This window comes from Streptomyces sp. NPDC039480, from assembly GCF_055597165.1.
Map to the genome: position 1 here is coordinate 228,972 of NZ_JBVITX010000013.1, position 25,206 is coordinate 254,177.

Here is a 25,206-nt window from a genome sequence, read left to right on the forward strand (position 1 = left end):
TACTGATGAGTGAGCTCACCCGGCGCAAGGTCCTGCGGCGGTCCGCCGTGGCGGGCGGCGCGGCCCTGGGCGCGACGCTGCCCGTCACGGGTCCCGCGCAGGCCGCGCCCGTCCGGGTCACGGCCGCGCGCACCGCGTCCGCCGCGGCTTCGGCGGTCACCGTGCGCCCCGACGACGCCCGTTACCCGGAGCTGATCCGCGGCACCAACCAGCGCTGGGTCGGCAAGCCCGAGTACGTACGCCTCGTCTCCTCCGCCGACCAGGTGGTCGACGCCGTCAAGGAGGCCGTCGCCGCGGGCAAGCGCGTGGCGGTGCGCAGCGGCGGCCACTGCTACGAGAACTTCACCACCAGCTCCGACATCAAGGTCCTCATTGATTTGTCGCAGCTGACGACGGTGGACTACGACGCCGAACGGCGGGTCTTCGTGGTGGAGCCCGGCGCCTGGCTCTCCGACGTCTACAGCACTTTGTTCAAGCGCTGGGGGGTCACCCTGCCCGGTGGCTCGTGCCCGTCGGTGGCGGCCGGCGGCCACATCGTCGGCGGCGGCTACGGCGCGCTGTCCCGGCTGTTCGGGCTCACCGTCGACCACTTGTACGGCGTCGAGGTCGTGACGGTGGACAAGGACGGGACCGTGCGCAAGGTCGTCGCGACGCGCGACGCCGCCGACGCCCGGCTGCGCGACCTGTGGTGGGCGCACACCGGAGGCGGCGGCGGCAACTTCGGCATCGTCACCAAGTACCTGCTGCGCACGCCGGGCGCCACCGGCTCCGCCCCGGCCGGGCTCCTCCCCCGCCCGCCGGCGGAGCTGCTGACCAGCACCGCCACCTGGTCCTGGGACGGCCTGACGCAGACGGGCTTCAAGCGTCTGGTGAAGAACTACGGCGACTGGTTCGTGGCCCACGGCGGGCCCGACGCCGCACACCTCGACCTGTTCAGCCAACTCAAGGCGGCGCACCGGTCGGCGGGCGCGATCACGATGGTGACGCAGCTCGACGCCACCCGCGCCGGGGCCGCGGCCGACCTGGACGCGTTCGTCGCCGCGGTCGGCGCGGGGGTGCCCAGCACCCCGCGGGTCAGCACGCAGCGGCTGCCGTTCCTGCACGCCACCAAGTGGCCGGGGTTCGCGGGCGGTGACCCCACGCTGCGCTTCGAGGACAAGTCCGCGTACATGCGGGCGGGCTTCCCCGACGACCAGCTCTCGGCCGCGTACCACCACCTGACCCGCACCGACTACACCAACCCGGCGGCGCTGCTGCTGATCGCGGGGTACGGCGGCCGCGTCAACGCCGTCGCGCCGGACGCGACCGCCGTCGCCCAGCGGGACTCGGTGATGAAGCTCCAGTACCTCGCGTTCTGGCAGGACGCCGCGGAGGACGAGCGCCACCTTTCGTGGGTGCGCGAGTTCTACCGGGACGTCTACGGAGCCTCCGGCGGAGTTCCGGTGCCGGGCCGGGTGAACGACGGCTGCTTCGTCAACTACGCCGACGTCGACCTCGGCGACCCGGCGCACAACACCTCGAAGACGCCCTGGCACTCCCTCTACTACAAGGGCAACTACCCCCGCCTGCAACGGGTGAAGGCCGACTGGGACCCGCGCGGCATCCTGCGCCACGCCCAGTCCGTCGAGCCCTCCGCGGGCTGACCCGCCCCCTGACTTCCGCGGTCCCTCACCGGACCGCGGTGCCGCGCCGGGGTCACCGGCGCGGCCTCCCCTCCCGCACGACAGCGACACGACAGCAAGGAGAAAGCGATGCCTTTCGCTTCCACGCACGGTTCCAAGGTGGAGTACTTCGAGACCGGCACCGGCCCCGGTCTCGTCCTGGTGCACGGCACCGGCGGCGACGCGGGAACGTACGACCAGCTGCGCGACACCTTCAGTGACCGCCGCACCGTCGTCGTCCCCAACTACTCGGGCAGCGGCGCCACCGAGGACGAGGGCGGCCCGCTGACCCTGGAACTGCTCATCGCCCAGATCGACGCCGCGATCGAGGACAGCAGCGCCGAGGGCCCGGTGGACCTGCTCGGCTGGTCGCAGGGCGCGCTGGCCGTCGCCGCCTACGCCGCCGTGCACCCGGAGAAGGTGCGGCGTCTGGTGCTGCTCACGGGGTGGATCAAGAACGATGCGCGCCAGCAGCTCTACTTCGACCTGTGGCACCGCCTCGACCAGCTCGACCACGAGACCTTCGGCCGGTTCCTCCAGCTGAACGGCTGGACCACGCAGCAGGTGAATTCCTTCGGCGTCGCGGGCGTCGAGGAGATGGTGTCGGGCGGCGTCCCCGCGGGCATCGGCCGGCAGATCGCGCTCAACCTGGAGCTCGACATCACCGAGCACCTGCCCAGGATCACCGCGCCGACCCTGGTGATCGGTGCCACGCACGACAACATGATCCCGGTCGAGCACTCCCGCGCGCTGCACGCGGCGATCAAGGGCAGCCGGTACGCCGAGCTGGAGGCGGGTCACTTCGCGGTCTTCGAGAAGCCCGCCGAACTGGCCGAGCTGGTCCAGGAGTTCCTGGAGGCAGACGACGCCGCCGGCACGGACGGCGTCGAGGGCGAGGCCGCCGCGACCGCCGCGGCCTGACCCTGCGCGTAGCGCGCACGTACGCACAGAGCCCGGTGGGGGCGGCTCGGGCCGCCCCCACCGGGCTCTGTCGTGTCCTGGTCCTGGTCCTGGCCCTGGTCCTAGGACGCGGGAGGCGTCGGGGTGTGCCGGAGCCGGTTGACCAACGACGCCGTCTCCGGCTCGAAGGAGGCCATGTCGAGCGCGAGCGCCAGCTCCTTGGCGAACGTGCCCTGCGCCTGGCCGACGAGTCTGCGGCCCTCCGCCGTGAGGTGCGCGAACATCACGCGCCGGTCCTCCTCGCCGACCGTACGGGCCACGAGGCCCTCGTTCTCCAGGCGGCTGACCAGGCGGCTCATCGTGGACTGGCTCGAGCCCACCGAGTCGGCCAGCTCCTGCATGCGCAGCGCGCCGCGCGCCAGGACCGACAGGGCCGTGAACTCCGATGCGGTGACGCCGTGTTGCCGCTGCAGCTTCTTGTCGAGTGTCGTACTCACCCCGTTCACCAGAAGCAACAGCTGCCTCCACAGCTCGAGTTCGCCACCGAGTCGTCCGCGTGCGGCAGTCGCCATGCCGTCCTCACCGTCCTGTCCTTCGCCTGCGCCCGGACCCCGGCCCCCTCGAGGCGGTTCCGCGCCCCACGGTGTCGTCACAGCAGTGAATACTTGCCTTTGCAAGCATAGGACAGCGGGGCGGCGAGGACCAGGGCGCACGGAAAGCGAGCGAGCCGGCGCACCCCTGGAGCGGGGTGCGCCGGCTCGCTCGCCGCCGGGAGGAGCGCCTACTTCGGGACGGCGCGGGACCCCCGCTCGGTACGGGGCCGCCGCTCGGCGCGGGGCTTGGCGAACCTGCGCATCATCGGCATCTCGACGCCCTTGTGCAGCAGCCACGCGAAGCCGAGGCACACCACGAAGTACAGGGCCATGACGCCCAGGCCCCCGGCGAGCCCGAACTGGCGCGTCTCACCGATCAGCGAACGGACGTGCACGAGCAGGACGTTGTGCACGATGTAGAAGGCGAACGACACCTCGCCCAGCCACACCATGACGCGGCCCCGGAAGGGAGAGCGGTCGCCGCGCAGGTCGGTGGCGGCGACGGCGGGGATGAGCAGCGCGAACGGGACGAGCGCCGCCGCGTTGAGCCCGAAGAGCCAGGGCGTGGCGTTGGCGATCGCGTAGCCCACGACGACGAGACCGCACGCGGGCAGCAGCCCCAGGCCGATCCAGCGGCCGGTCATGAGGATGCGCGCCATGACGATGCCCAGGACGAAGTCGAGGGTGCGCACCGGCGGCAGCATGTAGACGGCCCAGTACTGGACCTCCGAGACCGGGAAGCCGTTGGACATGGTGCCGTCGGGCAGCAGGAGGTAGCCGAGGGCCGGGATCGCGGTGATGGTGACGACGAGGCCGCCGGCCCACGCCCACAGCCGCTCGGGGCGGATGCGCGCGATCCACCGGTGCAGCAGGGGGAAGCAGAGGTAGAAGAAGACCTCGCAGGACAGCGACCAGCTCGGCGGGTTGATGCTCAGGTACGTGTGGTAGTCCGGGATCCACGTCTGCAGCAGGAGCAGGTTGGGCAGCCACTGCTGCCAGGTCGCGGTCGCCGCGGCGAACAGCACCATCGCCCCGATCCAGCCGGCCACGTGGCTGGGGTAGAGCTTGACGAGACGGCGGCGCCAGAATCTGCGGGGGGTGTCGTCCGGGCGCGCGGAGTAGGTGAGGATGAAGCCGCTGAGCAGGAAGAAGAAGGTGACGCCCATCCACCCCGTCTTGCTGGCGGCCGCGTGGAAGAAGTCCGAGACCCCGCCGCTGAAGGGGTTCAGGGGCGGCTCCGTCGTCAGGGACGCGTGGAAGAGGAAGACCATCATCGCGGCGATGAAGCGCAGACCGGTCAGCGAGGGCAGCCGGGCGAAGCCCTTGGGGCCGGTGGGCGGGACGGGGAGCTTACTGCCGAGGGACGTACTGCCCAGGGGTGCGACGTTCGTCGCCATGGGAACCTCCGGAAGAGTCAGTGCACGCTGGAGTCAATGCATGCTGATGCAAGAGTCAGAGTCAAAGCTGCTTTGCGCGTGCCGTCAGATCCCGTTGGATCGCGGCGAAGGAGCGGTTCTTCGTCTCGGGGACCACGCGCACCACGAAGACCAGGGCGACGGCGCAGACCGCGGCGAAGAACCAGAAGACGGCGGCCTCGCCGAACAGGTCGGCGGCGGGCAGGAAGAGCTGGCCCACGACGAAGTTGGCGGACCAGTTGACGAGGACGCACAGCGCCACGCCCCTGGCGCGCACGGCCGGCGGGAAGATCTCCGCGGCGAGGATCCAGAAGACCGGGCCGATGCCGACCGCGAAGGCGGACACGTAGAGCCCCATGGAGACCAAGCTGACCCCGTGCGAGGCCCCGCCGAACGCCCCGTTCAGGGCGCAGCCGAGCGGCACGAGCGCCGCCGCCATGCCGACCAGGGAGAAGACGAGGAGCGGCTTGCGGCCCGCCCGGTCGACCAGCGGGATCGCGGCGACCGTCATGAGCAGGTTGGCCACGCCGATGGCGACGGAGTACAGGATCGAGTTGGTGGCCGGCAGGCCGGCCCGCTGCATGATGCTGGGGGCGTAGTAGATGATCGTGTTGATCCCGGCGAACTGCTGCACCGCCCCGATCGTGACGCCGATCAGCAGCGCGCGCCGCACGACGGGCTCGGCCAGCATCCCGCGCGGGGTGGCGGAGCCTGCGGCCGACGCGGCGGCGGGCCCGTCACCCCGGCTCGCCGTCTGGTCCCGGAGCCCGGTGCGTCGCTTCCGCTCGGTCCACACGGGGCTCTCGGGCACGAAGAAGAGGCCGGCCAGCATCAGGACGGACGGGACCAGGCCCACGCCGAACATCGCCCGCCAGTTGGCGTCCCCGGCGAACCAGAGGTTGATCAGGTACGAGACGAGGATGCCCGCGGTGAGCAGGATCTGGTTAACCGTGATGAGGCGGCCGCGCAGCCTGGGCGGCGCCACCTCGGCCAGGTACAGCGGGACGAGCGAGGACGCGGAGCCCACGGCGACGCCGAGGATCACCCGCGCGGCCACCAGGGTCCAGAAGCCGGTGGCCAGGGTGGCGAGGGCGAGCCCCAGAGTGAAGGTGGCGGCGACGGCGATCAGCGTCTTGCGGCGCCCCCAGCGGTCGGCGGGGCCGCCGCTCCAGAGCGCACCGGCCGCCGCGCCGAGGAGCAGGGACGAGATGACCGCGCCTTCCTGGAACGACGTGAGGTGGAAGTCCTCCTTGAGGAACAGCAGGGCGCCCGAGATGACGCCCGTGTCGAAGCCGAAGAGCAGCCCGCCCAGGGCGACGACGCCCACGGTGAGCGCCAGCCGCCAGGGCGGGACGGCCGGTTCGGCGCTTTCGGGCGCCACCCGCAGGGGCGGTCGCGTCGCCTGGTCAATGTGCACGGTCACCGACGGCACTCGCTTTCTCGAGTCTGCATACGTATGTCTGCGTACGTGTATCTGCGAACGTGTAGGGGCTTCGGGGGGCTCAGACCCCGTACCTCGCCCGGTACAGGGCGAAGCGGCTGGTCAACTCCCGGCGGGAGAGACCGAATTCGGCGGGCTGGAAGGGGCGGGCACGGCGTGCCTCGCGGGCCGTTCCGTCGATGAACGTCGACGCCACCCGGTCGAACATCGGCGTCGCGGTGACGCCGGCGAAGGCGAGCACGGCACGCACCTGCCCGGCCGGGTCCGCCACCAGGTCGTCGAAGCGCACGTCCAGCAGCCGCCCCCGGGGCACGTCGAGCCGCGCCCGCTCGGCCGCCACGAGATGGCGCTCGACGCGGTCGGCCCACTCCTGCCCGGCGGGCCGTACCCGACGGGCCGTCCGTCCGCGCAGGGCCGTCGCGATGCCGGCGCACGCGGCGACCGTGTCCGCCGGATCACGGTGCACCTGGACCACCTTGGCGTCGGGGTAGACCCGGAGCAGCTGCTTCAGACCGCGGGCGTGGAAGGAGTCGCGCAGGACGAGCCGGGAGGCCGGGATCCGCCAGGTGACCGCCTGGAGCTGGGCGCGGTGGAACGCGTACGCCTCCGTCGGGTCCGCGCTCTCCAGCCATGCGGCGTAACCGGGCACACGCCAGGCGAGCGTCGCCGCCATGCCGTGGAACGCGTTGCCGAGGAGCCGGTGGCAGCCGCCGGGCCGGGTGGCGCCGACGAGGAGCCCGGAGCCCCGCCCCGCGGTGGCGCGCGTCAGGTTCCGCGCGACGCTCCCCGCGCGGTCCAGTGCGGCGCGGCGCTGCCGGAGGGTGGCGGGGCGGCCCGCCGGGTCGTGCAGTTCGGCCAGGGTCGGGGCGTCGAGCCCGGGGTGCTCCGCGAGGGCGTTGTGCAGCAGCGCGGCGCCGCTGCCCGGGAGTCCGGTGACGAAGACCGGGGCCCGGATGTCGTTCAGTGTGATCTCGGGCCGGTCCCGGAGCAGCCGGATCATCTGCTGCTGCTTCTGGAGGGCCGACAGCAGCTCGGCGCGGGCGGCCCTGCGGCCCTCGGCGTGTAGGTCGGCCTCGGTGTCGAGGGAGTGCAGGAGCCGGTCGAGCGCCGGCAGGAAGCGCAGTCCGACGGCGTCCGCGTCACCGTCCTCGCGCAGCCGTTCCAGGAGGTCGTCCACGGCGAGCACGTCGCGGTCGCACCCGTCGACGCGCTCGGGTGGCGCCCCGTGCGCCGTCGCCCACAACAGGTCGCCGGACGCCCGTCGCGCCTGTCCGCCACCCATCCCCCGTCCCGGTCCGCCGCCCCTCCCCCACGCCGGTCCGCCGCCGGGTCCGCCCCAGGGGACAGCCGACTCGCGTGCGAGGACAGCGGGTTCACTCCGTCTGCTCACCGACCCACCTTCCAGATACGTGCCGGACCAACTGCCGTGCGCGCAGGGGCCGCACGGTGGCGGGGCCACGTCGGCCCGCCGGGTCTTGGATCTCTTCGCTTGCGCGGCGCGCCGCCCGCGCGTCACCCGCGCGTCACCGCCCGGGACAACAGCCGTGCTTTCAGCGGTGGTTGCGCGCCTCCGCCGCGTTACGACGAGGCGGAGAGCCCCGGGAGGACGAGCGCCCAGAGGCGGGAGAGGTGCCGCTCCACGCTGTCGCCGCTCTCTTCCTCGCCGGCCCCCGCATTCGCGTCCTCGCCCCCGTCCGGCATACCGTGCAGCCGCCCCGAGAGGCGGGACTCCGCGCCGGCCAGGAGGTATTCGGCGAGGAGCACCACGTCGTCCTCGCTGACGGCGGGGCCGAGTCCGCCCCTGTCCGCACGGGCCAGGGTCTCGGCCACCGTGGGCAGCCAGAGCGCGGACCATGTGCCGTCCTCCTCGGGGAGTTCACGCCACAGACGGGTCGCCGCCCGCACCACCTCGTCCCGTTCGAGCAGCCGCGCCAGGTCAAGAGTCAGCGCGACCACGGTGTCGAGCGGCGGCGTCGTGGCCGCGCTCGCCTGCGCCACACAGGCGCGGACGGCGGCGTCCCCGCGCGTCCGCACCGCCTCGGCTAGACCTGCCTTGGAGGCGAAGTGGAAGGTGAGGGCGCCGACCGAGATGCCGGCCGACCGGGCGACGCGGCCCAGGGATGTGCCCTCGTATCCCGTGTGTTCGAACTCGCGGGCCGCCGCGCGGACCAGGGCCTCCCTGGTCCTCGCGGCCCGTTCCTGCTTCACCATCGCACCCTTCCCTGTTCCCCGGAGTCCCACATTTCGCTCCGGTCCTGCACGCCACAGCCACTGTGGGCACTGGGCGGAGCGCCGACAACGCCGACTTCCGAAAGTCGCCCCTCCGGTTGTCGGGTGGCACTGAAGTTGGCCAAGTAGCGACCACCTGCCCCCGGGACTTCAAAAGAAAACGAACGTTCTCTATTATTGCCGGAGTCAGGCGCCATCACGGGGAGGGAATGCCATGACAGAGCTCCAGGACCACCGGCTGCCCGAGCTGATCGCGGACATGTCGATCAGCTCGTACGCGGAGACCGTCTTCGGGCACCTGCGCCGCGCGGATCAGCGGCGCTGGGCCGCCGCCTATGTGCTGGGACTGCTCACCACGCCCGGCAGGAAGTCGGTCAGGCGGCTCGCGGCCCAGCTGCACGCGGGCCCGACGGCCGCCCAGTCCCTGCACCAGTTCGCCAACGCCAGCCCCTGGGACTGGGAGCCGGCCCGCCGTGAGCTGCTGCGCCTTGCCGAGAGCCGCCTCCGGGTGCGTGCCTGGACCGTCGGCGTCGCGGTGCTGCCCAAGCGCGGCAGCCACTCCTGCGGGGTGCACCAGCGGTTCGAGCGGACCACCGGCCGTACGGTCAACTGCCAGATGGGAATAGGCCTGTTCCTGTCGTCCGACACCGCACACGTCCCCGTGGACTGGCGGCTGCGACTCTCCAAGGAGTGGCACGAGGACGAGGAGCTGCGTGCGCGGACGCGCATCCCGGAGACCGTGCGGCACCGTTCCTCCGTGGAGCACGTCCTGGACCTCGTCGACTCGCTCACCCCCTTCAGCCGCCGTGAACCGGTGCCGGTCGTCGCCGACACGAGCCACCACCCGACGTCCGGGGCGCACCTGGCCACAGAGCTGACCGCGCGCGGGCGCGACTGCGTGATCGCCGTGCCGCACGGCCTGCGGGTCGTGCCGGAGGGCCAGCGCGTGGTCGCGCCGGGCTCACCCGACGGGGTGCTCACCGCCGGACGGCTCCTCCAACTCCTCGCGCCCAAGGGGGCGGTGGCCACCCCGGCCGACCCCAGGCACGGCCCGCCGCGCGGCGACCGCCTGGTCTCCGCCCTGGTCCGCCTGCCGGGGCGGCGCGGTGTCTCCCCCGGCGTCTACCGTCTCTTCGCCCGCCGGCGCCCCGGGGCCCAGGGGGTCGGACGCGTCTGGCTCACCAGCCTGGTACGCCCGCCGCTGCACGACCTGCTGCCCCTGGTACAGACGCAGTCCGGCACCGTCGCCGCCCTCGCGGACCTCACGGAGAACTACGGCCTGCGCGACTTCGAGGGGCGTTCGTATCCCGGCTGGCACCACCACATGACGCTGACTTCCGCCGCGTACGCGTACCACCGGCTCATCGCGGGAGGCCGGACCGCCGGGGCCGTCGGCCCGGGCCCTCAGCTCGCCTGGTCGAAGTCGATGGCGCTGTAGGCGCGCAGCTTCGAGAGCCGGTGGTCGGAGTCGATCTTGCGGATCGTGCCCGACTTGGAGCGCATGACCAGCGAGGACGTGGAGGCGGTGGCCGCGCGGTAGCGGACACCCTGGAGCAGTTCGCCGTCGGTGATGCCGGTCGCGACGAAGAAGACGTTGTCGCCCTTGACCAGGTCGTCGGTGGACAGGGTGCGGTCCAGGTCGTGTCCGGCGTCCAGGGCGCGCCGGCGTTCGGCGTCGTCCTTGGGCCAGAGCTTGCCCTGGATGACGCCGCCCAGGCACTTGATGGCGCAGGCCGAGATGATGCCCTCGGGGGTGCCGCCGATGCCCATGAGCAGGTCGACGCCGGTGCCTTCGCGCACGGCCATGACCGATCCGGCGACATCGCCGTCGGAGATGAACTTGATGCGGGCGCCGGTCTCGCGGATCTCCTTGACGATGCCCTCGTGGCGGGGGCGGTCCAGGATCATGACCGTGACGTCCTCGGGCGAGGAGTTCTTGGCCTTGGCGACGCGGCGGATGTTGACCGAGGCGGGCGCGTTGATGTCCACGTAGTCCGCGGCTTCGGGGCCGGTGACCAGCTTGTCCATGTAGAAGACGGCGGAGGGGTCGAACATGGCGCCGCGGTCGGCGGCGGCCAGCACGGCGATCGCGTTGGGCATGCCCTTGGCAGTCAGTGTGGTGCCGTCGATGGGGTCGACGGCGATGTCGACCTCGGCACCGGTGCCATCACCGATGCGCTCTCCGTTGAAGAGCATCGGGGCTTCGTCCTTCTCGCCCTCGCCGATGACGACGACGCCGTTCATCGAGACGGTGTGGACGAGGGTCCGCATGGCCCTGACCGCGGCGCCGTCCGCGCCGTTCTTGTCGCCGCGGCCGACCCAGCGGCCCGCCGCCATGGCGGCCGCCTCGGTGACCCGGACGAGCTCCAGGGCGAGGTTGCGGTCGGGAGCCTCCGCGGGCACCGCAAGGGGGGAGGACGTCGGGACGGGAGAGATGAGCAGGGGCACCGGTGAGACCTTCCGAATCCAGGGACGGACAGCTGCGGACCGGACGCTACCGGCCCCGCACCGCCCCACCGGGCCCCTGCGCCCGAACCGCTCCCGCCTTTGGCAACTCACCGACAACGCGCACGCGTTCGGGCGAGGGGCGCCCATCCCCGCCCGCGCACGCTGCCGTCGGGTGTCACGTCGGCGTCAGGCCGCCGTCCACCCGCCGTCGACCGGCACCGAGCCGCCCGTGACGAAGGAGGACCGGTCGCTGAGCAGCCACGCCGCGGCCTGCGCCACCTCCACCGGCTCGGCCATGCGCTTCTGCATGGAGCGGGAGATGAAACTCTCCTCCAGCGAGGGCGTCTCCGTCAGCACCTGGTCCATGAGCTCCGTCCGCGTGCTCCCCACCACCAGGGCGTTCACCCGGATCCCGCGGCGGCCGTACTCGTCGCCGCCCGCCTTCGTCAGACCGATCACCGCGTGCTTCGCCGCGATGTAGGACGCCGTGGCACCGGTCGCGACGACGCCCGCCGCGCTCGCGGTGTTGACGACGGCTCCCCCTCGGCCGTCGGCCAGCATCGCGCTGATCTGCGCCTTCATGCAGTTCCAGACACCACGTACGTTCACGTCCATGACCCGGTCGAAGACGGCGTCGTCGGTCTCGTGCATCGGCGTGCCCGCCGTGGCCCATCCCGCGTTGTTGAAGCCCCCGTCGAGACGGCCGTACGTCCGCACCGCCGCGTCGACCACCCGCTTGACGTCCGCCGGGACCGTCACGTCCCCGGCCACCGCGAGTGCCTGGCCCCCGGTCTCCGCTATCTCCGCGGCGAGTTTCTCGATGTGCCCCTCCCTGCGCGCCGTGACGACGACGGCCGCCCCTTCGGCGGCGAACAGCCGGGCCGCCGCCGCGCCGATGCCGCTGGAGGCACCGGTGATCATGATGGTCTTGCCGGCCAGCAGGCCGTGTCCGGTGTTCGTCATCGCGCCGTCTCTCGTGGTGCCGACCGTGGTGGTGTCGTTCATCGTGGGTTCCTGTCCGTGGCTCAACTCGGCACCGGGGAGCGCCAGATCGTGCCCGCCGCGGCCTCCGCGTCGACGGTGCGCAGCAGTTCCTCGTCGATCGCGTCCAGTGAGTCGACGATGTGCCGCGTCGCCAGCTCTTCCATGAACGTGCGCTGGAAGCTGCAGGGGTGGCCGATGAACGGCACGTCGAGTCCCTTGGCCGCCTCGGCGACCCGGGCGACGTCGTCCACGAACAGCACCTCGTCGAGGCGGAGACCGAAGACGTCCCCGGCGATCTCCTCGATGCCCGGCCGGAACGAGTCGGTGCAGACGTAACCGGGACCGTCGAAGAGGTGGGACCAGGCGCCCAGGTGGGTGTCGAAATGGGGCTTGCTCAGGCCTCCGTAGCAGACGACTCGAAGCCCCAGGTCGCGTACGCGGTGGAGCAGTTCGGCGGCGCCGGGGTTCGGCCGCACCGGGTGGTCGGCGACATAGCGGTCGCGCTCGGCGAAGTAGAGCTCCAGCGCCTGCTCGCCCGTCACGTCGAGGCCCGCCGCGCGGGCCATCTCGACGCCCGCGACGCGGCGCGGCTGGGAGAGGATGCGGCGCTCGGTCCCGGCGTCGTACACACCCCCGCGGCTGGTGATGAAGTTGCCGATGACGGGGCTGAACGTGTCGTTGAGCAGAACGCCGTCGATGTTGAGCGCCACGAGACGCAGTCGGTCGAAGTGCTGGTGCATGGAACGTCCTTGGCTGCTGTTCGGTCGGGCGGATTTATGGGTGACAAGGGGTGCGGCCGTCGGCCGGGGCGCGCCGTCAGGCGTTGACAGCGGCTTCCCGCGCCTCGCTCACGTCGATGCTGTGGGCGGCCTCGTCCGTGGCGATGGCGGGCATGAGCAGGCGCCACATCGCCCGGGTCCGCTCGGGCAGGTCCTCGCGGCCGGTGGCCAGGAGGGAGTACGCCTGGAGGCCCGTGCACGCCGACACGACGAACTCGGCCAGCGTGCGGACGTCGACGTCCGGGCGGACGTCGCCCGCCGCGAGCCCGTCGGCCAGGCACTCCTCCATGATCTGGGCCCACTCGCGGTACGGAGTGGCGTCGTCGAGGCCGAAACCCGTCTGCTCGCTGGTGAGCCGGACGCCCGCGCGCAGCGTCGGGTCCGTCTGGAGCTTGTGCGCCCACACGAACGTGATGTCCACCAGGCGCTGCAGGCCCCGCGACTTCAGGGCGGGCACGATGCTCGCCGGCTGGGCCCGCATGACGGCCAGGGCCAGCGCCTCCTTGTTGGGGAAGTGGAAGTAGACGGCTCCGAGCGTCACACCGGCGCGGTTCATGATCTCCCGCATGCTGGCGCCGCTGTACCCACGCTCGTCGAAGACCTCAGCAGCGGCGCGAAGGATCTCGTCGCGCGTCTTCTGGGCCCGCTCCTGCTTCGGTTCCGGCATTCGGACGGCCTCTCTCGACAAACAAAAAGAACGCACGTTACTTTACTCCGCATGGTTCTGGGACACCAGAGCTCGCGCAACCGTTCGGGTAACGACGTCACTCATCCCTGGGGGGGACCCATGACTCTCGTTTCGCATGCACAGACCACGCGCACCGCCCAACTCCGGCCTGTTCCACAGGAGTTCACCCACAAGCTCGCCCGCACCGAAGTCCTGCTCACCGGCTGGGAGCCCGCGGGCGAGGACCGCGTGACGGTCACCGCCCGGTGGCCGCGCACCCACTCCTTCTACGCGTCCGTCGCCGGGCGGCACGATCCGATGCTGCTCGCAGAGACCCTGCGGCAGAGCATCCCGCTGATCTCACACGCCTGCTACGACGTGCCGCTCGGCCACCACCTCATCTGGCAGCACTTCACCTACGAGGTCGCGCACGAGGCGATGTGGGCGGACGGCGGACCGATGGACGTCGAACTCCGCATCGGCTGCCACGACATCGTCCGGCGCGGCGGTCGTCTCGCGGCCCTCACGATGGACGTCGAGATCCTGCGGGACGGTCTGCGCCTCGGCACCGCGCACACGCGGTTCAGCAGCCACGCCCCGTCGATCTACCGCAGGCTGCGCGGCGACCGGTACACGGCGCCGGGCGAGCTCGCCGCTGCGGCCCCGGTGCCGCCCGGCGGCGCGCTCGGGGTGGTCCAGCCCGTTCTCGTGAACCGCGAGCACGCCGCCGACGTCGTGCTCGCGCCCACCGCGAGACCGGACCGGTGGCAGCTGCGCGTCGACCACTCGCACCCCATCCTGTTCGACCACCCCGTCGACCACGCCCCGGGCATGCTGCTCCTGGAGGCCGCCCGGCAGGCGGCCCACGCCGTCCAGGGCCACCGCGCGGACACCGTCGTCCCGGTCCGCTTCGAGTCGGCGTTCTTCCGCTACGTCGAGTTCGACGCCCCCTGCGTGATCACCGCCTGCGTCGAGCCCGCCGCCCGCCCCGGAGGCCACCCCAGCGTGTCGGTCACCGCCCTCCAGGAGGACATCGAGGCGTTCTCCTGCCGCGTGACCATGGCGGACACGACGGCGTGAACGAGGGCCCGGCCCGCCCCCGCCGGGTCAGACCGCCAGGAGCGCCTCGATCCGGTCCGCCGCCGTCCGCAGCCCCGTCAGACGCTCGACCCCGGGTGCGTACGCGCCCGCGGTCGGCGACCAGCCGGGCCCCGCGACGAGCACGGCGGGGTGGGTCCGGGCCCCTCGTACGCCCCACTCCGCGTCGGCGACGAGGCGTACCAGCGCACGGTCGGCGGTGTTGCGCGAGTGCGCCCAGAGCACCACGGCCGACGGGCCGATGCGCCGCACCGCCTCGTACAGCGCCTCCGCGGGGAGGGCGGCGCCGAACATCCGCGTGGGCAGGCCCCGTTCGCCGAGAACGGCGGTGAGTGCCTCCAGGGGGAGGGTGTGCTGCTCCCCCGGTACGCAGGTCAGCACCACGGGCGCGGCGGCCCTCGCCGCGCCCCCCGGGGCGCCGACGCCCGGGGCGCGCCGCAGGGCGGACGAGACGTGCCATGACAGCAGGTGCTCGACCTCCACATACCGCTCGCCCGACGACGCCCACTTGCGTCCGACGGCGTGCAGGGCCGGTGCCATGACCTCCTCCCAGCCCGTGGTGAAGCCGTACTCGCCCAGGGTGGTCCGCAGTTGCGCCTCGACGGCGGGGGCGTCGAGCCGCACCGCGGCCCTGGCGAGGCCGCGGCACTCCTGACGGACGTGGCCGAGCGGGAGAGAGAGGGTGCCGCGGCCGCCGCCGTGCCGCGAGGAGCGCGGGGCCGGGACCGCGGCTTCGGTCTCGGCCTCCCGGAGTGCGGCGCGCGCCGCCTCCGCGGGCGGCACGCCGAGCGCGGTCAGCCGGCACATCTCCTCCACCCGCCCCACGTCGACGGCGGTCCAGCGGCGGTGGCGGCCCTGTTCGCGGTCGGCGGGCCCGATTCCGTACCGCCGTTCCCACGAGCGCAGCGTGGTCGGTGCGACGCCCAGTCTGCGGGCGACGGTCCCGGTGGTCAGCCCTGGATCGTGGTCGTTCTGCCGGGTGTGGCCCGGTCGCCGGGTAGCTCCCATCCCGCGACGATACGACGCACAATCGCTGCAAGTTGTCGTCTCTCACGGACTGTCACCAGGCTGGGGTCAACTCCGGCCCCCGCACGAGGAGTACGCATCATGGTGACGGTCGACCCCGGGACCCACGACGGCATCCTGCACCCCGAGGACCTGCTCGGGGACGAGCAGCTCGCGGCGGGCTTCGCCGCCGGTGACGAACTCTGTCTCGCGGCCGTCTACCGCCGTTGGGGCCGGCTCGTCCACCGGCTCGCCGGGCGTGCGCTGGGCGACGGCGCGGACGCCGAGGACGTGACGCAGCAGGTGTTCCTCGCCGCCTGGCGCGGTCGGCGCGGATACCGTCCGGGCGCGGGCGGCCTGGGCGGCTGGCTGGTCGGCATCACGCGGCACAAGGTCGCCGACGCGCTCACCGCAAGGGCCCGGCGCGCCGTGCTCGTGGCGGCCGTGGGCGCCCGGCAGGAGGCGGTCCCGGTGGCCGCGGGCTCCTGCCCTGAGCAGATCCTGGACCGGCTCCTCGTCCAGCGCGAACTCGCCAATCTGCCCTCGGCGCAGCAGTTGGTGCTGCGCCTGGCGTTCTACGGGGACCTGACGCAGAGCCAGATCTCGGAGCGGACCGGCCTGCCGCTCGGCACCGTCAAGAGCCACATGAGGCGCGGACTGCGCGCCCTGCGGCACTGCCTGGCCCCCGCCGGGACGACCGGGCCGGCCGGACCCGCCGCCCCTGACGCCGCACGCCCTTGATCCCTCACGAATGGCTCGCGAGCCGTGCATCCGTCCTGGCCGTCCCGCGTGAAGTTCCGTACATCCGAAAAGCTGGGAGGCAGACATGGAAATCTCGGGTGCGCGCGTTCTGGTGGTCGGGGCCACCGGCCTCCTCGGTGGTCTCGCGGCCCGCGCCCTGGCCGAGCTCGGTGCCCAGGTCGCGCTGGCCGGGCGCAATCCCGTGCGTCTGGCCGCGCTCGCACGGGACCTCGGCGGGCCTCCCGCCCGGTGCTTCGAGGCGTCCGACCTGGACCAGTGTTCCGCGCTGGGCCCGTGGGCGGAGCGGGTCCTGCCGGGGCTCGACGGGGTGCTCGTGACGGTCGGGGCCGCGGGTTTCGGCGCCGTCGAGGACGTGTCGAACGACGTGGCCGGGCATCTCCTGACGGTGAACGCGCTCTGCCCCATGGCCGTGCTGCGGGGCGCGGCTCCGGTGGTGGCGGACAAGGGGTTCCTGCTGGCGGCCACCGGCGGGCCGACGGCGCCCCGGTCGCGTACAACCCCATGTGGGCCCCGCGCGGGAACCGCCGACTACACCGCCTCCAAGGCGGCGTTGAGCAGCTGGCTCCGCGTGCTCGCCGAGGAGCTCGCGCCGCGGTCCGTCGCGGTGCACGACATCGGCTCCCCGCACCTGGACGAGCCGTCCTCGCTGCCGCCCGGGGCCGACACGCTGGAGGTGGTGCGCTCCCTGGTGGAGCGGATCGCCACGGCCTGAGCGGGCCTGCTCCCCCCCTGGCCGGCCCGTCACGCGATGCCCCGGCCCCGCTTGAAACGGCTCAGCCCGTCGGCCAGCCCGACGAGCGGCTCGGGGTAGTCGTACCGTTCCCTCTCCCGGTCCGGCAGCTTCCAGGGCTCGTGGACCGCCGCGCCCCGCAGCGCGCCGAGCTCGGGCACCCAACGGCGTACGTACGTGCCCTCCGGGTCGTAACGCTTCGCCTGGAGGACGGGGTTGAGCACCCGGTTGGGGCGGCTGTCCGTGCCGGTCCCGGCCACCCACTGCCAGTTGAGCTGGTTGTTGGCGGTGTCGCCGTCGACGAGGAGCCGCTGGAAGTACCGGGCGCCCACCCGCCAGTCGACGTACAGCGTCTTGGTCAGAAAGCTCGCGGTCAGCAGTCTGCCCCGGTTGTGCATCCACCCCTCGTGGCGCAGCTGGCGCATGGCGGCGTCGACGACCGGGTAGCCCGTGCGCCCCTCCTGCCAGGCAAGGATGTCCTCCCGCGCCGACTCCTCGGAGCGCCAGCGGTCGCCGCGGGGGCGGTAGTCGGCGGTGGCCGCGGCCGGTCTGGCGGCGAGCACCTGGTGGTGGAAGTCGCGCCAGCACAGCTGCCGGACGAAGCCCTCGGCGCCCGCGGTCGCCCGGTCGCGGGCCGTGTGGACGAGTTCGGCGGCGGACAGCGTGCCGAAGTGCAGGTGCGGCGAGAGCTTCGACGTGGCGTCGGCCGCGAGGTCGTCGTGGGTCTCCAGGTACCGGTCGATGCCGTCGCGCAGCCAGGCCTTCCAGAGCGCTCGGCCGACGCTCTCGCCGCCCCTGGCGAGCCCCGGCGAGAGGCCGTCCATGCCGTCGCGGGCGGGGAGCGGGCCGGAGCGGATGTGGTCCGGGACGGGCACGGAGCGCGGGGCGGGGAGCACGGCTCGTACGCCCTGCGCCGACCAGCGGCGGTAGTACGGGGTGAAGACGGCGAAGTGGTCGGAGCCGGCAGGGGTCACCGTGCCGGGGGCGACCGCGGTGACCACGGCGTCGTGGACGTACAGGCGTCTGCCGTCGCGCTCCAGCGCCTCGCGGAGCCGCTGCTCACGGGCGTGCGCGTACCGGCTGGCGCCCGCCGCCATGTGGACCTCGTCGGCGTCCGCCGCCTCGACGACGGACCGCACCTGCTCGACGAGGTCGCCCTCGCGCACCACGAGCCTGCCGCCGCGGTCCCGCAGCATCCGGTCGAGCTCGCTCAGGCAGTCGGCGAGGAACGCCTCCCGGTTCGGCCCCGCGAGGCCGAGGTCCGCGATGGCCCGGTCGCGGACGAAGAGCGGCACCACGGCGTCCGCGCCCGTGCGGGCGGCACGCAGCGGAGGGTGGTCGTGCACCCGCAGGTCGGAGGTGAACAGGACGACCGAGATGTGCATGGTGCGTACTCCAGGGTGCGTGGGCCGGTCCGTTGCGGTTCCTTCCTCCTGTCCTTCGGCCGGTCCGGAGTGCGGGGATGCGCCGTACGGGGTGCGGTCCCCCGCACGGCGCACACAACGGGACATTCCCGCGCTGGGCTAGCGTTGGGGGACGATTCGGAACAGGGCATGGAGGCAGCAAGGTGCACGGTGAGTACAAGGTCCCCGGCGGCAAGCTCGTCGTGGTGGATCTGGACGTCGAGGGCGGTGCGCTGCGGAACACGCGCGTGGCCGGTGACTTCTTCCTGGAGCCCGACGAGGCGCTCGACGCGATCAACGGCGCGCTGGACGGCGCTCCCGCCGACACGGACGCCCAGGGTCTCGCCGCCCGCGTCGACGCCGCGCTCCCCGAGGGCACGGTCATGTACGGCCTGACGTCGGAGGGCGTCGGGATCGCCGTCCGCCGTGCCCTCGCGCACGCGACGGACTGGACCGATTACGACTGGCAGCTGATCCACGAGGAGCCGCAGCCGCCCGCGCTGCACATGGCCCTCGACGAGGTGCTCACGCAGGAGGTCGCGGCGGGCCGGCGGCCGCCGACGCTGCGCGTGTGGGAGTGGGCCTCGCCCTCGGTGATCATCGGCAGTTTCCAGTCGCTCGCCAACGAGGTCGACGCGGAGGGCGCGGCGCGGCACGGCATCGACGTGGTGCGGCGGATCTCCGGCGGCGGGGCGATGTTCGTGGAGCCCGGCAACACCATCACGTACTCCCTCTCCGTCCCGGACGCCCTCGTGCAGGGGCTCTCCTTCCAGGACAGTTACGCCTACCTCGACGACTGGGTGCTCGGCGCGCTCGCCGACATGGGCATCAAGGCGTGGTACCAGCCGCTGAACGACATCGCGACGGACGCGGGGAAGATCGCGGGTGCCGCGCAGAAGCGCATGGTGGCGCCCGGCGGCGGCCCGGGCGCGGTGCTGCACCACGTGACGATGTCGTACGACATCGACGCGGACAAGATGCTCGACGTGCTGCGCATCGGCAAGGAGAAGCTGTCCGACAAGGGCACGCGGAGCGCCAAGAAGCGGGTCGACCCGCTGCGCCGCCAGACCGGGCTGCCCCGCGAGGCGGTCATCGGGCGCATGGTCGACTCGTTCCGCGGCCGCTACGGCCTCGTCGACGGGAAGGTCACCGAGGAGGAGATGGCGCGCGCCCAGGACCTCGTGCGGACCAAGTTCACGACCGCCGAGTGGACGGCCCGCGTCCCCTGATAGGCGCCGCGCGCGGGCGGCTCAGGAGAGCGCGGGGATGACCGAGGCGCCGTACGCGTCGATGACGTCCTCCCGGGCGTCGTGCATCGCGTACACCGCGAACTGGTCGACGCCCAACTCCCGTAGCTGCGCCAGCCGTTCGAGGTGCGCCTCGACGGGACCCAGCAGACAGAACCGGTCGACGATCTCGTCCGGCACGAAGGCCGTGTCCGGGTTCCCGGCCCGACCGTGGTGGCTGTAGTCGTAGCCCTGGCGGGCCTTGATGTACGCGGTGAGGGCCTCGGGCACCATCGAAGAGTGCTCGCCGTACCTGGCGACCAGGTCCGCGACGTGGTTGCCGACCATCCCGCCGAACCACCTGCACTGCTCCCTGGCGTGCGCGAGGTCGTCCCCCACGTACGCGGGCGCGGCCACGCAGATCTTGACGTCCGCCGGGTCGCGCCCGGCGTCCGCGGCCGCGTCCCGCACGGCCTTGACCATCCACTGCGTCAGATACGGGTCGGCGAGCTGGAGGATGAACCCGTCGGCCTTCTGCCCGGCGAGCGCGAGCGCCTTCGGACCGTACGCCGCCATCCACACCGGCAGTTTCCCGTCCCGCACCCACGGCAGCCGCAGCCGCTGCCCGCCGACGTCGGCCTCGCGGCCCTCGGCGAGGTCACGGATGACGTCGATCGCCTCGGCGAGCCGGGCGAGGGTGTTGGGCTTGCGTCCCGCGACGCGCATCGCGGAGTCGCCGCGCCCGATGCCGCACACGGTGCGGTTGCCGTACATGTCGTTGAGCGTGGCGAAGGTGGAGGCGGTGACCTCCCAGGTCCTGGTGCCCGGGTTGGTGACCATGGGGCCGACGGTCAGCCGCGAGGTGTGTTCGAGGATGCGGCTGTAGATGACGAACGGCTCCTGCCACAGCACCGACGAGTCGAACGTCCAGCCGTAGTCGAAGCCGTTGCGCTCCGCGCGCCTCATGAGTCCGACGACCTCCGAGGCGGGCGGGTCGGTCTGCAGTACGAGCCCAAAATCCATGGCCTTCGCTCCTCACTCAGGTCGAGCGCCCTCAGACTCCTGGCACGAGCACCCCTCGAAGGTCGTCCGAGGAGGGACAATCTTCGGCCGCCCGCCGGAGCTTGGCAAGAGGGACTCAGAGCGCCGGGGCGGCCGGGCCGCCGGTCGTGGAGTCGAGGTCCTCGTGGGTGGCGGGACGGATCCTGCCCCGGTCGAGGGTGACGATCGCGTCGGCCGCGGCGAGGCCCGAACGCTCGTGCGTGACGAGGAGCGTGGTGCGGCCGCGGGTGGCGTCGAGGATGTCGGCGAGCACCTCGGCGGCGGTGTCCGGGTCGAGGCCCTCGGTGGGTTCGTCCAGGACGAGGACGGGCGGGTCGGCGAGCAGCGCGCGGGCCAGGAGCAGGCGTCGGCGCTGGCCGCCCGAGACGGTGGCGCCGTCCCCGCCGAGTACGGTCTCCCAGCCGTCCGGCAGCAACTCGATCCAGTCCAGGATGCGCGCCCTGCGGGCCGCCTCGCGCAGGTCGGCGTCGGTGGCGTCGGGCGCGGCGAGGAGCAGGTTGGCGCGGATGGTGGCGTGGAAGACGTGCGCGTCCTGCGTCATGCCGGTGATCGCGCGGCGGGCGTCGGCGCCCGAGCAATCGCTGAGTTCGCGGCCGCCGACGCGGATGCTGCCGGCCTCGTACGGCACGAACCGCATGAGTGCGGCGATCAGCGTCGACTTGCCGGACCCGCTGGCCCCGAGGAGCACCACGCGGCGACCGGCCGGCAGCCGCAGGCTCGCCCCGTCCAGGGCCGGGGGGCCGTCCTGGATGTGGCGGACCCGCAGGTCGGCGATGGTCACGTCGAGCGGTGCGTCGGTGGGCAGCGGGTCCGGGGCTGTGGGGTCGGCGACGGGCGCCGGCGTGTCGAACAGGTCGGCAAGGCGCAGCGCGGAGGCCCGGACCTCGGCGAAGCGGCGGGCGGCGGCGGGCAGCGGTGCGAGGGCCTCGAAGGAGACGAGCGCGAGGACGGCGAGGACGGTGAGCTGTACGGCGGGCAGGTCGCCCGCCGCGTGGGCGCGCAGCGCGAGCCAGGTGACGCCGACCGTCGCCGCGGCCTGCAGCACCAGCACCACGGCCTGGGCGAGCGAGGTGGTCAGGGCCTTGTGGCGCTCCAGTCCGGCGATCCGGGCCGTGACGTGGCGGGCCCTGTCGTGGGTGCGGCCGCGGGCGCCGTACGCGGCGAGGTCCGCGGCTCCCTGCGTCAGGTCGACGGTGACGGCGGCGAGTTCGGCACGCGCCGTCTTCTCGTCCCGGCCGGCGCGGCGGGACAGGGCGAGCACGAGGGCGGGCACGAGCAGCCCCGCCACGGCGAGCAGCAGTCCGAGCAGCAGCCCGGCCTCCGGCAGCAGCACCAGGGTCAGGCCGGTGGCGCTCGCGGCGACGACGCAGGCCGCCGTGGCCGGGATCATGACGCGCAGCAGCAGGTCCTGGGCGGCGTCCACGTCGTCGACGAGGCGGGTCAGCAGGTCGCCGCTGCGGAAGGCGGGCGTGCCGGCCGGGGCGAGCGGTATCAGCGCCTCGTACACCCGGGCGCGGAACCCCGCGACGGCCCGCAGCACGCCGTCGTGGCCGAGGAGCCGGTCGATGTAGCGCAGCGCGCCGCGCCCGAGGGCCAGCGCCCGCACGGCGACGATGGCGACGCTCACGGCGGCGAGCGGCGGCTGTTCGGCCGCGCGGGTGATGAGCCAGGCGGCGGTGGCCATCAGCGCGGCGGCGGCGAGTTCACTGCCTGCGGCGGCGAGCGCGGCGGGCAGCAGCCTGCGCCAGTACGGCAGGAGGTGGCGCAGGAGGCGGACGGTGGGGCGGGTGCCCCGGGCGGGCGGCCCGGGGACGTCGGCGCGCGGGACGACGGCCTCGGCGTACACGGTCATGAGGCCACCAGCCTTTCGGTGGGCATGAGTTCGGGAGCGGGGGATGCTCGGGGGGTGGGTGGCTGTTCGTGCACAGGCACCGGATCGTGCGCAGGCACCGGATTGGGGGCGGGCACCGGATCGGGGGCGGGCACCGGATCGGGGGCGGGCGCCGGCCCGAATTCCGGCGCCGGTTCGTGCGCGGGTGCGGCCTCGGGCGCGGGCGTCGCCCCGGGTACGGAGATGCCACCCCCTCGTACCGTGATGACGCGGTCCGCGTGCGGGAGCAGGCTGGTGCGGTGGGCGACGACGATCGAGGTGCGGCCGCGCATGAGGGCGACGGTGGCGCGGGTGACGGCGGCCTCGCTCTCGGGGTCGAGGTGGGCGGTCGGTTCGTCGAGGAGCAGTACGGGGGCGTCCTTGAGGAAGGCACGGGCCAGTGCGATCCGTTGGCGCTGACCGGCGGAGAGTCCGGCGCCGTGCTCGCCGAGCACCGTGTCGTACCCCTGGGGCAGCTCGTCGACGAAGAGGTCGGCGGACGCGGCGCGGGCCGCATCCCGCACCTCGGCGTCGCTCGCGTCGGGGCGTCCGAGGCGGATGTTCTCGGCGACGGTCCCGGCGACGAGGTGGGGGCGCTGCGGCACCCATGCCACCTGGGTGCACCAGTCGTCGGGGTCGAGTCCCGCGAGGTCGGTGCCGCCGGCCTCGACCCGGCCCGATGCGGGGGTGACGAAGCCGAGGAGGAGCGAGAGCAGCGTGGACTTGCCCGCGCCGCTCGGGCCGACCAGGGCGATGTGCTCGCCGGGGGCGATGGTCAGGGAGACGTTGCGCAGGGCGGGCTCGGTGCGGCCCGGGTAGTGGACGGTGACGTCGTCGAGGGTGAGGCGGGCCGTGCGGGCGTCGGGGGCGGGGACGCGGTCGGCGGGCGCCGGCGCGGTGTCCTCTTCGTCGAGGACGGCGAAGACGCGTTCGGCCACGGCGATGCCCTCGGCGCTGTCGTGGAAGGCGGCGCCCATGGCGCGCAGCGGCAGATACGCCTCGGGGGCGAGGAACAGGACGACCAGGGCGGTGTGCAGGCCGACGTCGCCGTGGAGCAGCCGCAGCCCGACGGGGACGGCGACCAGCGCCACGGAGAGGGTGGCGACGGTTTCCAGGACGAGGGAGGAGAGGAAGGCGACGCGGAGGGTGCGCATGGTGGCGCGCCGGTGGGCGTCCGCCATCTCGTGCACGACCTTGGTCTGGTGCCGCTCGCGGCCGAAGGCGCGGAGGGTCGGCAGGCCGGCCACCACGTCCAGGAAGTGGCCGCCGAGGCGGGACAGCAACCGCCACTGGCGGGCGGTGCGTTGGGCGGTGTGCATGCCGACCAGCGCGCCGAACACGGGGATCAGCGGCAGGGTGATGACGATGATCAGCGCGGAGGTCCAGTCGGTCCACCACACCCAGCCGACGACCGTGAGGGGCACGACGGCGGTGGCCGCCATCGTGGGCAGGTAGCCGACGATGTACGGGTCGAGGGCGTCGAGGCCGCGGGTGAGCAGCGTGGCCGTCTCGCCGTGGCGGCGGGCGGTCAGCCGCAGCGGTCCCGTCCGCTGCAGCCGTCCGGTGATCCGGTCCCGCAGGGTGCGCTTGGCGTCGGCCGCGGCGCGCTGGGCGAGCACGCCGCGGAGCCAGGTGAGGAGCGCGCGCAGCGCCATGACGGCGCCGAGCGCGGCCAGTGTGCCGGTGCGCAGGCCGTGTCCGGCGAAGCCGTCGGCGAGCGCCGTGGCCAGCAGGACCGCCTGGGTGACGATGAGCCCGGCGCCCGCGAGTGCCAGCACCGAGGAGTACGTCATATGGCGCCGCAGTGCCGGTATCTCCCGCGTCAGACGGCGTTCGACGGGCTTCATCGTGGGGTCCCTCTCGTCGCTTTCCGGGGGTCAGAAGTAGCTGGGGTGACGCTGTCCCGTCCGCCCCCGGAAGGCCCACCAGCTCCAGAACTGGTAGGCGAGGATCGTCGGGATCACCAGGATCCCGAAGCCGCTGAGGATCTTCAGCGTGGCGTCGTCGGTGATGGCGTGGTCGATGTCGAGGCCCGAGCCCGCGTCGGTGATCAGGAGGTACGGGTAGTGGCCGGCGCCGATGAGCAGGACGGGCAGCGCGGTCGCGGCGCAGGTGGCGGCGAACGCGAGGACGTTGTGTCCGCGGTCGAGGTACCACCGGGCGGCGGCGAGGGCCGCGACGATCAGGACGGCGATGACCGCCGAGGTCGCGCGGTTCGTCATCGAGGCGCCCGCTCCGAAGAGCGTGAGGAGCAGGGCGAGGGCGCCCGCCGCGGCGACCCCGACGAGCAGTTTGGCGGCCAGCTGCCGTGCCCGCGCGGCGAGTTCGGGCTCCGAGCGGAGGGCGACGAAGGTCGCGCCGTGGGCCGCGAAGAGCAGCACGGTGGTGGCTCCGCAGGCGAGCACGAACGGCGTGAACACGTCGCCGAACCCGATGTGGAAGCTGCCGTCGGCGCGGCGGGGCACGCCGTGCAGCAGCAGCCCCACGATGAGGCCCCACGCCACGGCGGGGACGACGCCGCCGAAGACGATCAGGGCGTCCCACATCCGGCGGCCGCGTGCGCTGTGGGAGCGGCGGCGGAGCTGGACCGCGGCGTTGCCGAGTACCAGGCCGGCGAGGATCGCCACGATCAGCGGGTACATGCCGGACAGGAGGGTGCCTTCGAGGTGCGGGAAGGCACCGAACATGACTCCGGCGAAGGCGACCAGCCAGACCTCGTTGCCCAGGAAGAACGGCGCGATGGCGTCGAGGGCGGCGTTTCCGCTGGTGCGCTTCTCCTCCTGGCCGTCTCGGCCGTGGCCGAGGAAGGGGTGCAGCATCTGTGCGCCGTAGTCGTAGCCGCCGAGCACAAAGTACCCGGCGAGTAGCAGGCCCAGGAGGGCCAGCCAGACGGTCTCCAGACTCATCTCGCTCAACTTTCCGTTACAGCAGGG

22 protein-coding genes are annotated in these 25,206 nt (G+C 73.0%); 7 read left to right on the plus strand and 15 right to left on the minus strand.

Going from position 1 to position 25,206, the window contains the following annotated elements:
• Positions 1-5: 5 nt before the first annotated feature.
• Together ACZ56E_RS34125 and ACZ56E_RS34130 are read left to right on the plus strand one after the other, a co-directional pair.
• A complete protein-coding gene (locus ACZ56E_RS34125; protein WP_471220214.1) occupies positions 6-1,643 on the plus strand; it encodes an FAD-binding oxidoreductase in 1,638 nt (545 codons plus the stop codon).
• A 108-nt stretch (positions 1,644-1,751) separates the two neighbouring features.
• Positions 1,752-2,582 (plus strand): alpha/beta fold hydrolase, encoded by an 831-nt coding sequence (locus ACZ56E_RS34130; protein ID WP_471220216.1) that lies wholly within the window; start codon positions 1,752-1,754, stop codon positions 2,580-2,582.
• Positions 2,583-2,683: 101 nt separating this feature from the next.
• On the opposite strand, the gene ACZ56E_RS34135 is transcribed toward ACZ56E_RS34130, so the two are convergent.
• The 5 genes from ACZ56E_RS34135 to ACZ56E_RS34155 form a co-directional block, all read right to left on the minus strand.
• Positions 2,684-3,058, minus strand: a complete 375-nt coding sequence (locus tag ACZ56E_RS34135; RefSeq protein ID WP_471220219.1) for a MarR family winged helix-turn-helix transcriptional regulator — start codon at positions 3,056-3,058, stop codon at positions 2,684-2,686.
• 284 nt (positions 3,059-3,342) lie between these two features.
• Positions 3,343-4,551: an acyltransferase family protein gene (locus ACZ56E_RS34140; RefSeq protein WP_471220222.1), complete on the minus strand. Its 1,209-nt coding sequence runs from the start codon at positions 4,549-4,551 to the stop codon at positions 3,343-3,345.
• Between the two features lie 61 nt (positions 4,552-4,612).
• Positions 4,613-5,992, minus strand: coding sequence for a sugar porter family MFS transporter (locus ACZ56E_RS34145; RefSeq protein WP_471220225.1), 1,380 nt, complete (start codon positions 5,990-5,992; stop codon positions 4,613-4,615).
• Positions 5,993-6,071: 79 nt separating this feature from the next.
• Positions 6,072-7,292: a sulfotransferase family protein gene (locus ACZ56E_RS34150; RefSeq protein WP_471220227.1), complete on the minus strand. Its 1,221-nt coding sequence runs from the start codon at positions 7,290-7,292 to the stop codon at positions 6,072-6,074.
• Positions 7,293-7,588: 296 nt separating this feature from the next.
• Complete coding sequence (locus ACZ56E_RS34155) at positions 7,589-8,221, minus strand: TetR family transcriptional regulator (RefSeq protein WP_471220229.1); 633 nt, start codon at positions 8,219-8,221, stop codon at positions 7,589-7,591.
• Between the two features lie 232 nt (positions 8,222-8,453).
• Between ACZ56E_RS34155 and ACZ56E_RS34160 the strand changes: the two genes are divergently transcribed.
• Entirely contained in the window at positions 8,454-9,677 is a 1,224-nt protein-coding gene (locus ACZ56E_RS34160; protein ID WP_471220232.1) for an IS701 family transposase, read from the plus strand.
• Here the strand turns inward: ACZ56E_RS34160 and glpX are convergent.
• The 4 genes from glpX to ACZ56E_RS34180 form a co-directional block, all read right to left on the minus strand.
• Positions 9,644-10,675, minus strand: coding sequence for a class II fructose-bisphosphatase (gene glpX / locus ACZ56E_RS34165; protein WP_470982946.1), 1,032 nt, complete (start codon positions 10,673-10,675; stop codon positions 9,644-9,646). The two genes, ACZ56E_RS34160 and glpX, sit on opposite strands and share 34 nt — an antisense overlap.
• A 198-nt stretch (positions 10,676-10,873) precedes the next feature.
• The gene (locus tag ACZ56E_RS34170) at positions 10,874-11,650 is read right to left on the minus strand and encodes an SDR family NAD(P)-dependent oxidoreductase (RefSeq protein ID WP_471220288.1); all 777 of its coding nucleotides are present in this window, start codon (positions 11,648-11,650) and stop codon (positions 10,874-10,876) included.
• Positions 11,651-11,712: 62 nt separating this feature from the next.
• Positions 11,713-12,411, minus strand: a complete 699-nt coding sequence (locus ACZ56E_RS34175) for an HAD family hydrolase (protein ID WP_471220234.1) — start codon at positions 12,409-12,411, stop codon at positions 11,713-11,715.
• A gap of 76 nt (positions 12,412-12,487) precedes the next feature.
• A complete protein-coding gene (locus ACZ56E_RS34180) occupies positions 12,488-13,117 on the minus strand; it encodes a ScbR family autoregulator-binding transcription factor (protein WP_398312889.1) in 630 nt (209 codons plus the stop codon).
• A 120-nt stretch (positions 13,118-13,237) separates the two neighbouring features.
• Here ACZ56E_RS34180 and ACZ56E_RS34185 point away from each other — a divergent pair, with 120 nt between their 5' ends.
• Positions 13,238-14,197: a ScbA/BarX family gamma-butyrolactone biosynthesis protein gene (locus tag ACZ56E_RS34185; RefSeq protein ID WP_471220236.1), complete on the plus strand. Its 960-nt coding sequence runs from the start codon at positions 13,238-13,240 to the stop codon at positions 14,195-14,197.
• A gap of 27 nt (positions 14,198-14,224) precedes the next feature.
• Here ACZ56E_RS34185 and ACZ56E_RS34190 read toward each other — a convergent pair whose 3' ends face one another.
• Entirely contained in the window at positions 14,225-15,223 is a 999-nt protein-coding gene (locus ACZ56E_RS34190; protein WP_471220239.1) for a MerR family transcriptional regulator, read from the minus strand.
• Positions 15,224-15,322: 99 nt separating this feature from the next.
• On the opposite strand from ACZ56E_RS34190, the gene ACZ56E_RS34195 reads away from it, so the two are divergent.
• Together ACZ56E_RS34195 and ACZ56E_RS34200 are read left to right on the plus strand one after the other, a co-directional pair.
• Positions 15,323-15,961 carry an RNA polymerase sigma factor gene (locus ACZ56E_RS34195; RefSeq protein WP_471220241.1) on the plus strand — a complete coding sequence of 213 codons (639 nt, stop codon included), beginning with the start codon at positions 15,323-15,325 and terminating at the stop codon, positions 15,959-15,961.
• Positions 15,962-16,046: 85 nt separating this feature from the next.
• Positions 16,047-16,694, plus strand: coding sequence for an SDR family NAD(P)-dependent oxidoreductase (locus tag ACZ56E_RS34200; protein WP_471220244.1), 648 nt, complete (start codon positions 16,047-16,049; stop codon positions 16,692-16,694).
• Positions 16,695-16,723: 29 nt separating this feature from the next.
• Here the strand turns inward: ACZ56E_RS34200 and ACZ56E_RS34205 are convergent, their stop codons facing one another.
• Positions 16,724-18,097, minus strand: a complete 1,374-nt coding sequence (locus tag ACZ56E_RS34205; protein ID WP_471220246.1) for a cryptochrome/photolyase family protein — start codon at positions 18,095-18,097, stop codon at positions 16,724-16,726.
• 182 nt (positions 18,098-18,279) lie between these two features.
• On the opposite strand from ACZ56E_RS34205, the gene ACZ56E_RS34210 reads away from it, so the two are divergent.
• Complete coding sequence (locus ACZ56E_RS34210; protein ID WP_468601919.1) at positions 18,280-19,344, plus strand: lipoate--protein ligase family protein; 1,065 nt, start codon at positions 18,280-18,282, stop codon at positions 19,342-19,344.
• 21 nt (positions 19,345-19,365) lie between these two features.
• Here ACZ56E_RS34210 and ACZ56E_RS34215 read toward each other — a convergent pair whose 3' ends face one another.
• The 4 genes from ACZ56E_RS34215 to cydB form a co-directional block, all read right to left on the minus strand.
• The gene (locus ACZ56E_RS34215; protein ID WP_471220249.1) at positions 19,366-20,364 is read right to left on the minus strand and encodes a TIGR03842 family LLM class F420-dependent oxidoreductase; all 999 of its coding nucleotides are present in this window, start codon (positions 20,362-20,364) and stop codon (positions 19,366-19,368) included.
• Positions 20,365-20,479: 115 nt separating this feature from the next.
• Positions 20,480-22,255, minus strand: a complete 1,776-nt coding sequence (gene cydC, locus ACZ56E_RS34220) for a thiol reductant ABC exporter subunit CydC (RefSeq protein WP_471220252.1) — start codon at positions 22,253-22,255, stop codon at positions 20,480-20,482.
• Positions 22,252-24,120 (minus strand): thiol reductant ABC exporter subunit CydD, encoded by a 1,869-nt coding sequence (gene cydD, locus ACZ56E_RS34225; protein WP_471220254.1) that lies wholly within the window; start codon positions 24,118-24,120, stop codon positions 22,252-22,254. Before cydD ends, cydC begins: the two co-directional genes overlap by 4 nt.
• A gap of 30 nt (positions 24,121-24,150) precedes the next feature.
• Positions 24,151-25,179, minus strand: coding sequence for a cytochrome d ubiquinol oxidase subunit II (gene cydB, locus ACZ56E_RS34230; RefSeq protein ID WP_471220256.1), 1,029 nt, complete (start codon positions 25,177-25,179; stop codon positions 24,151-24,153).
• Positions 25,180-25,206: the final 27 nt, after the last annotated feature.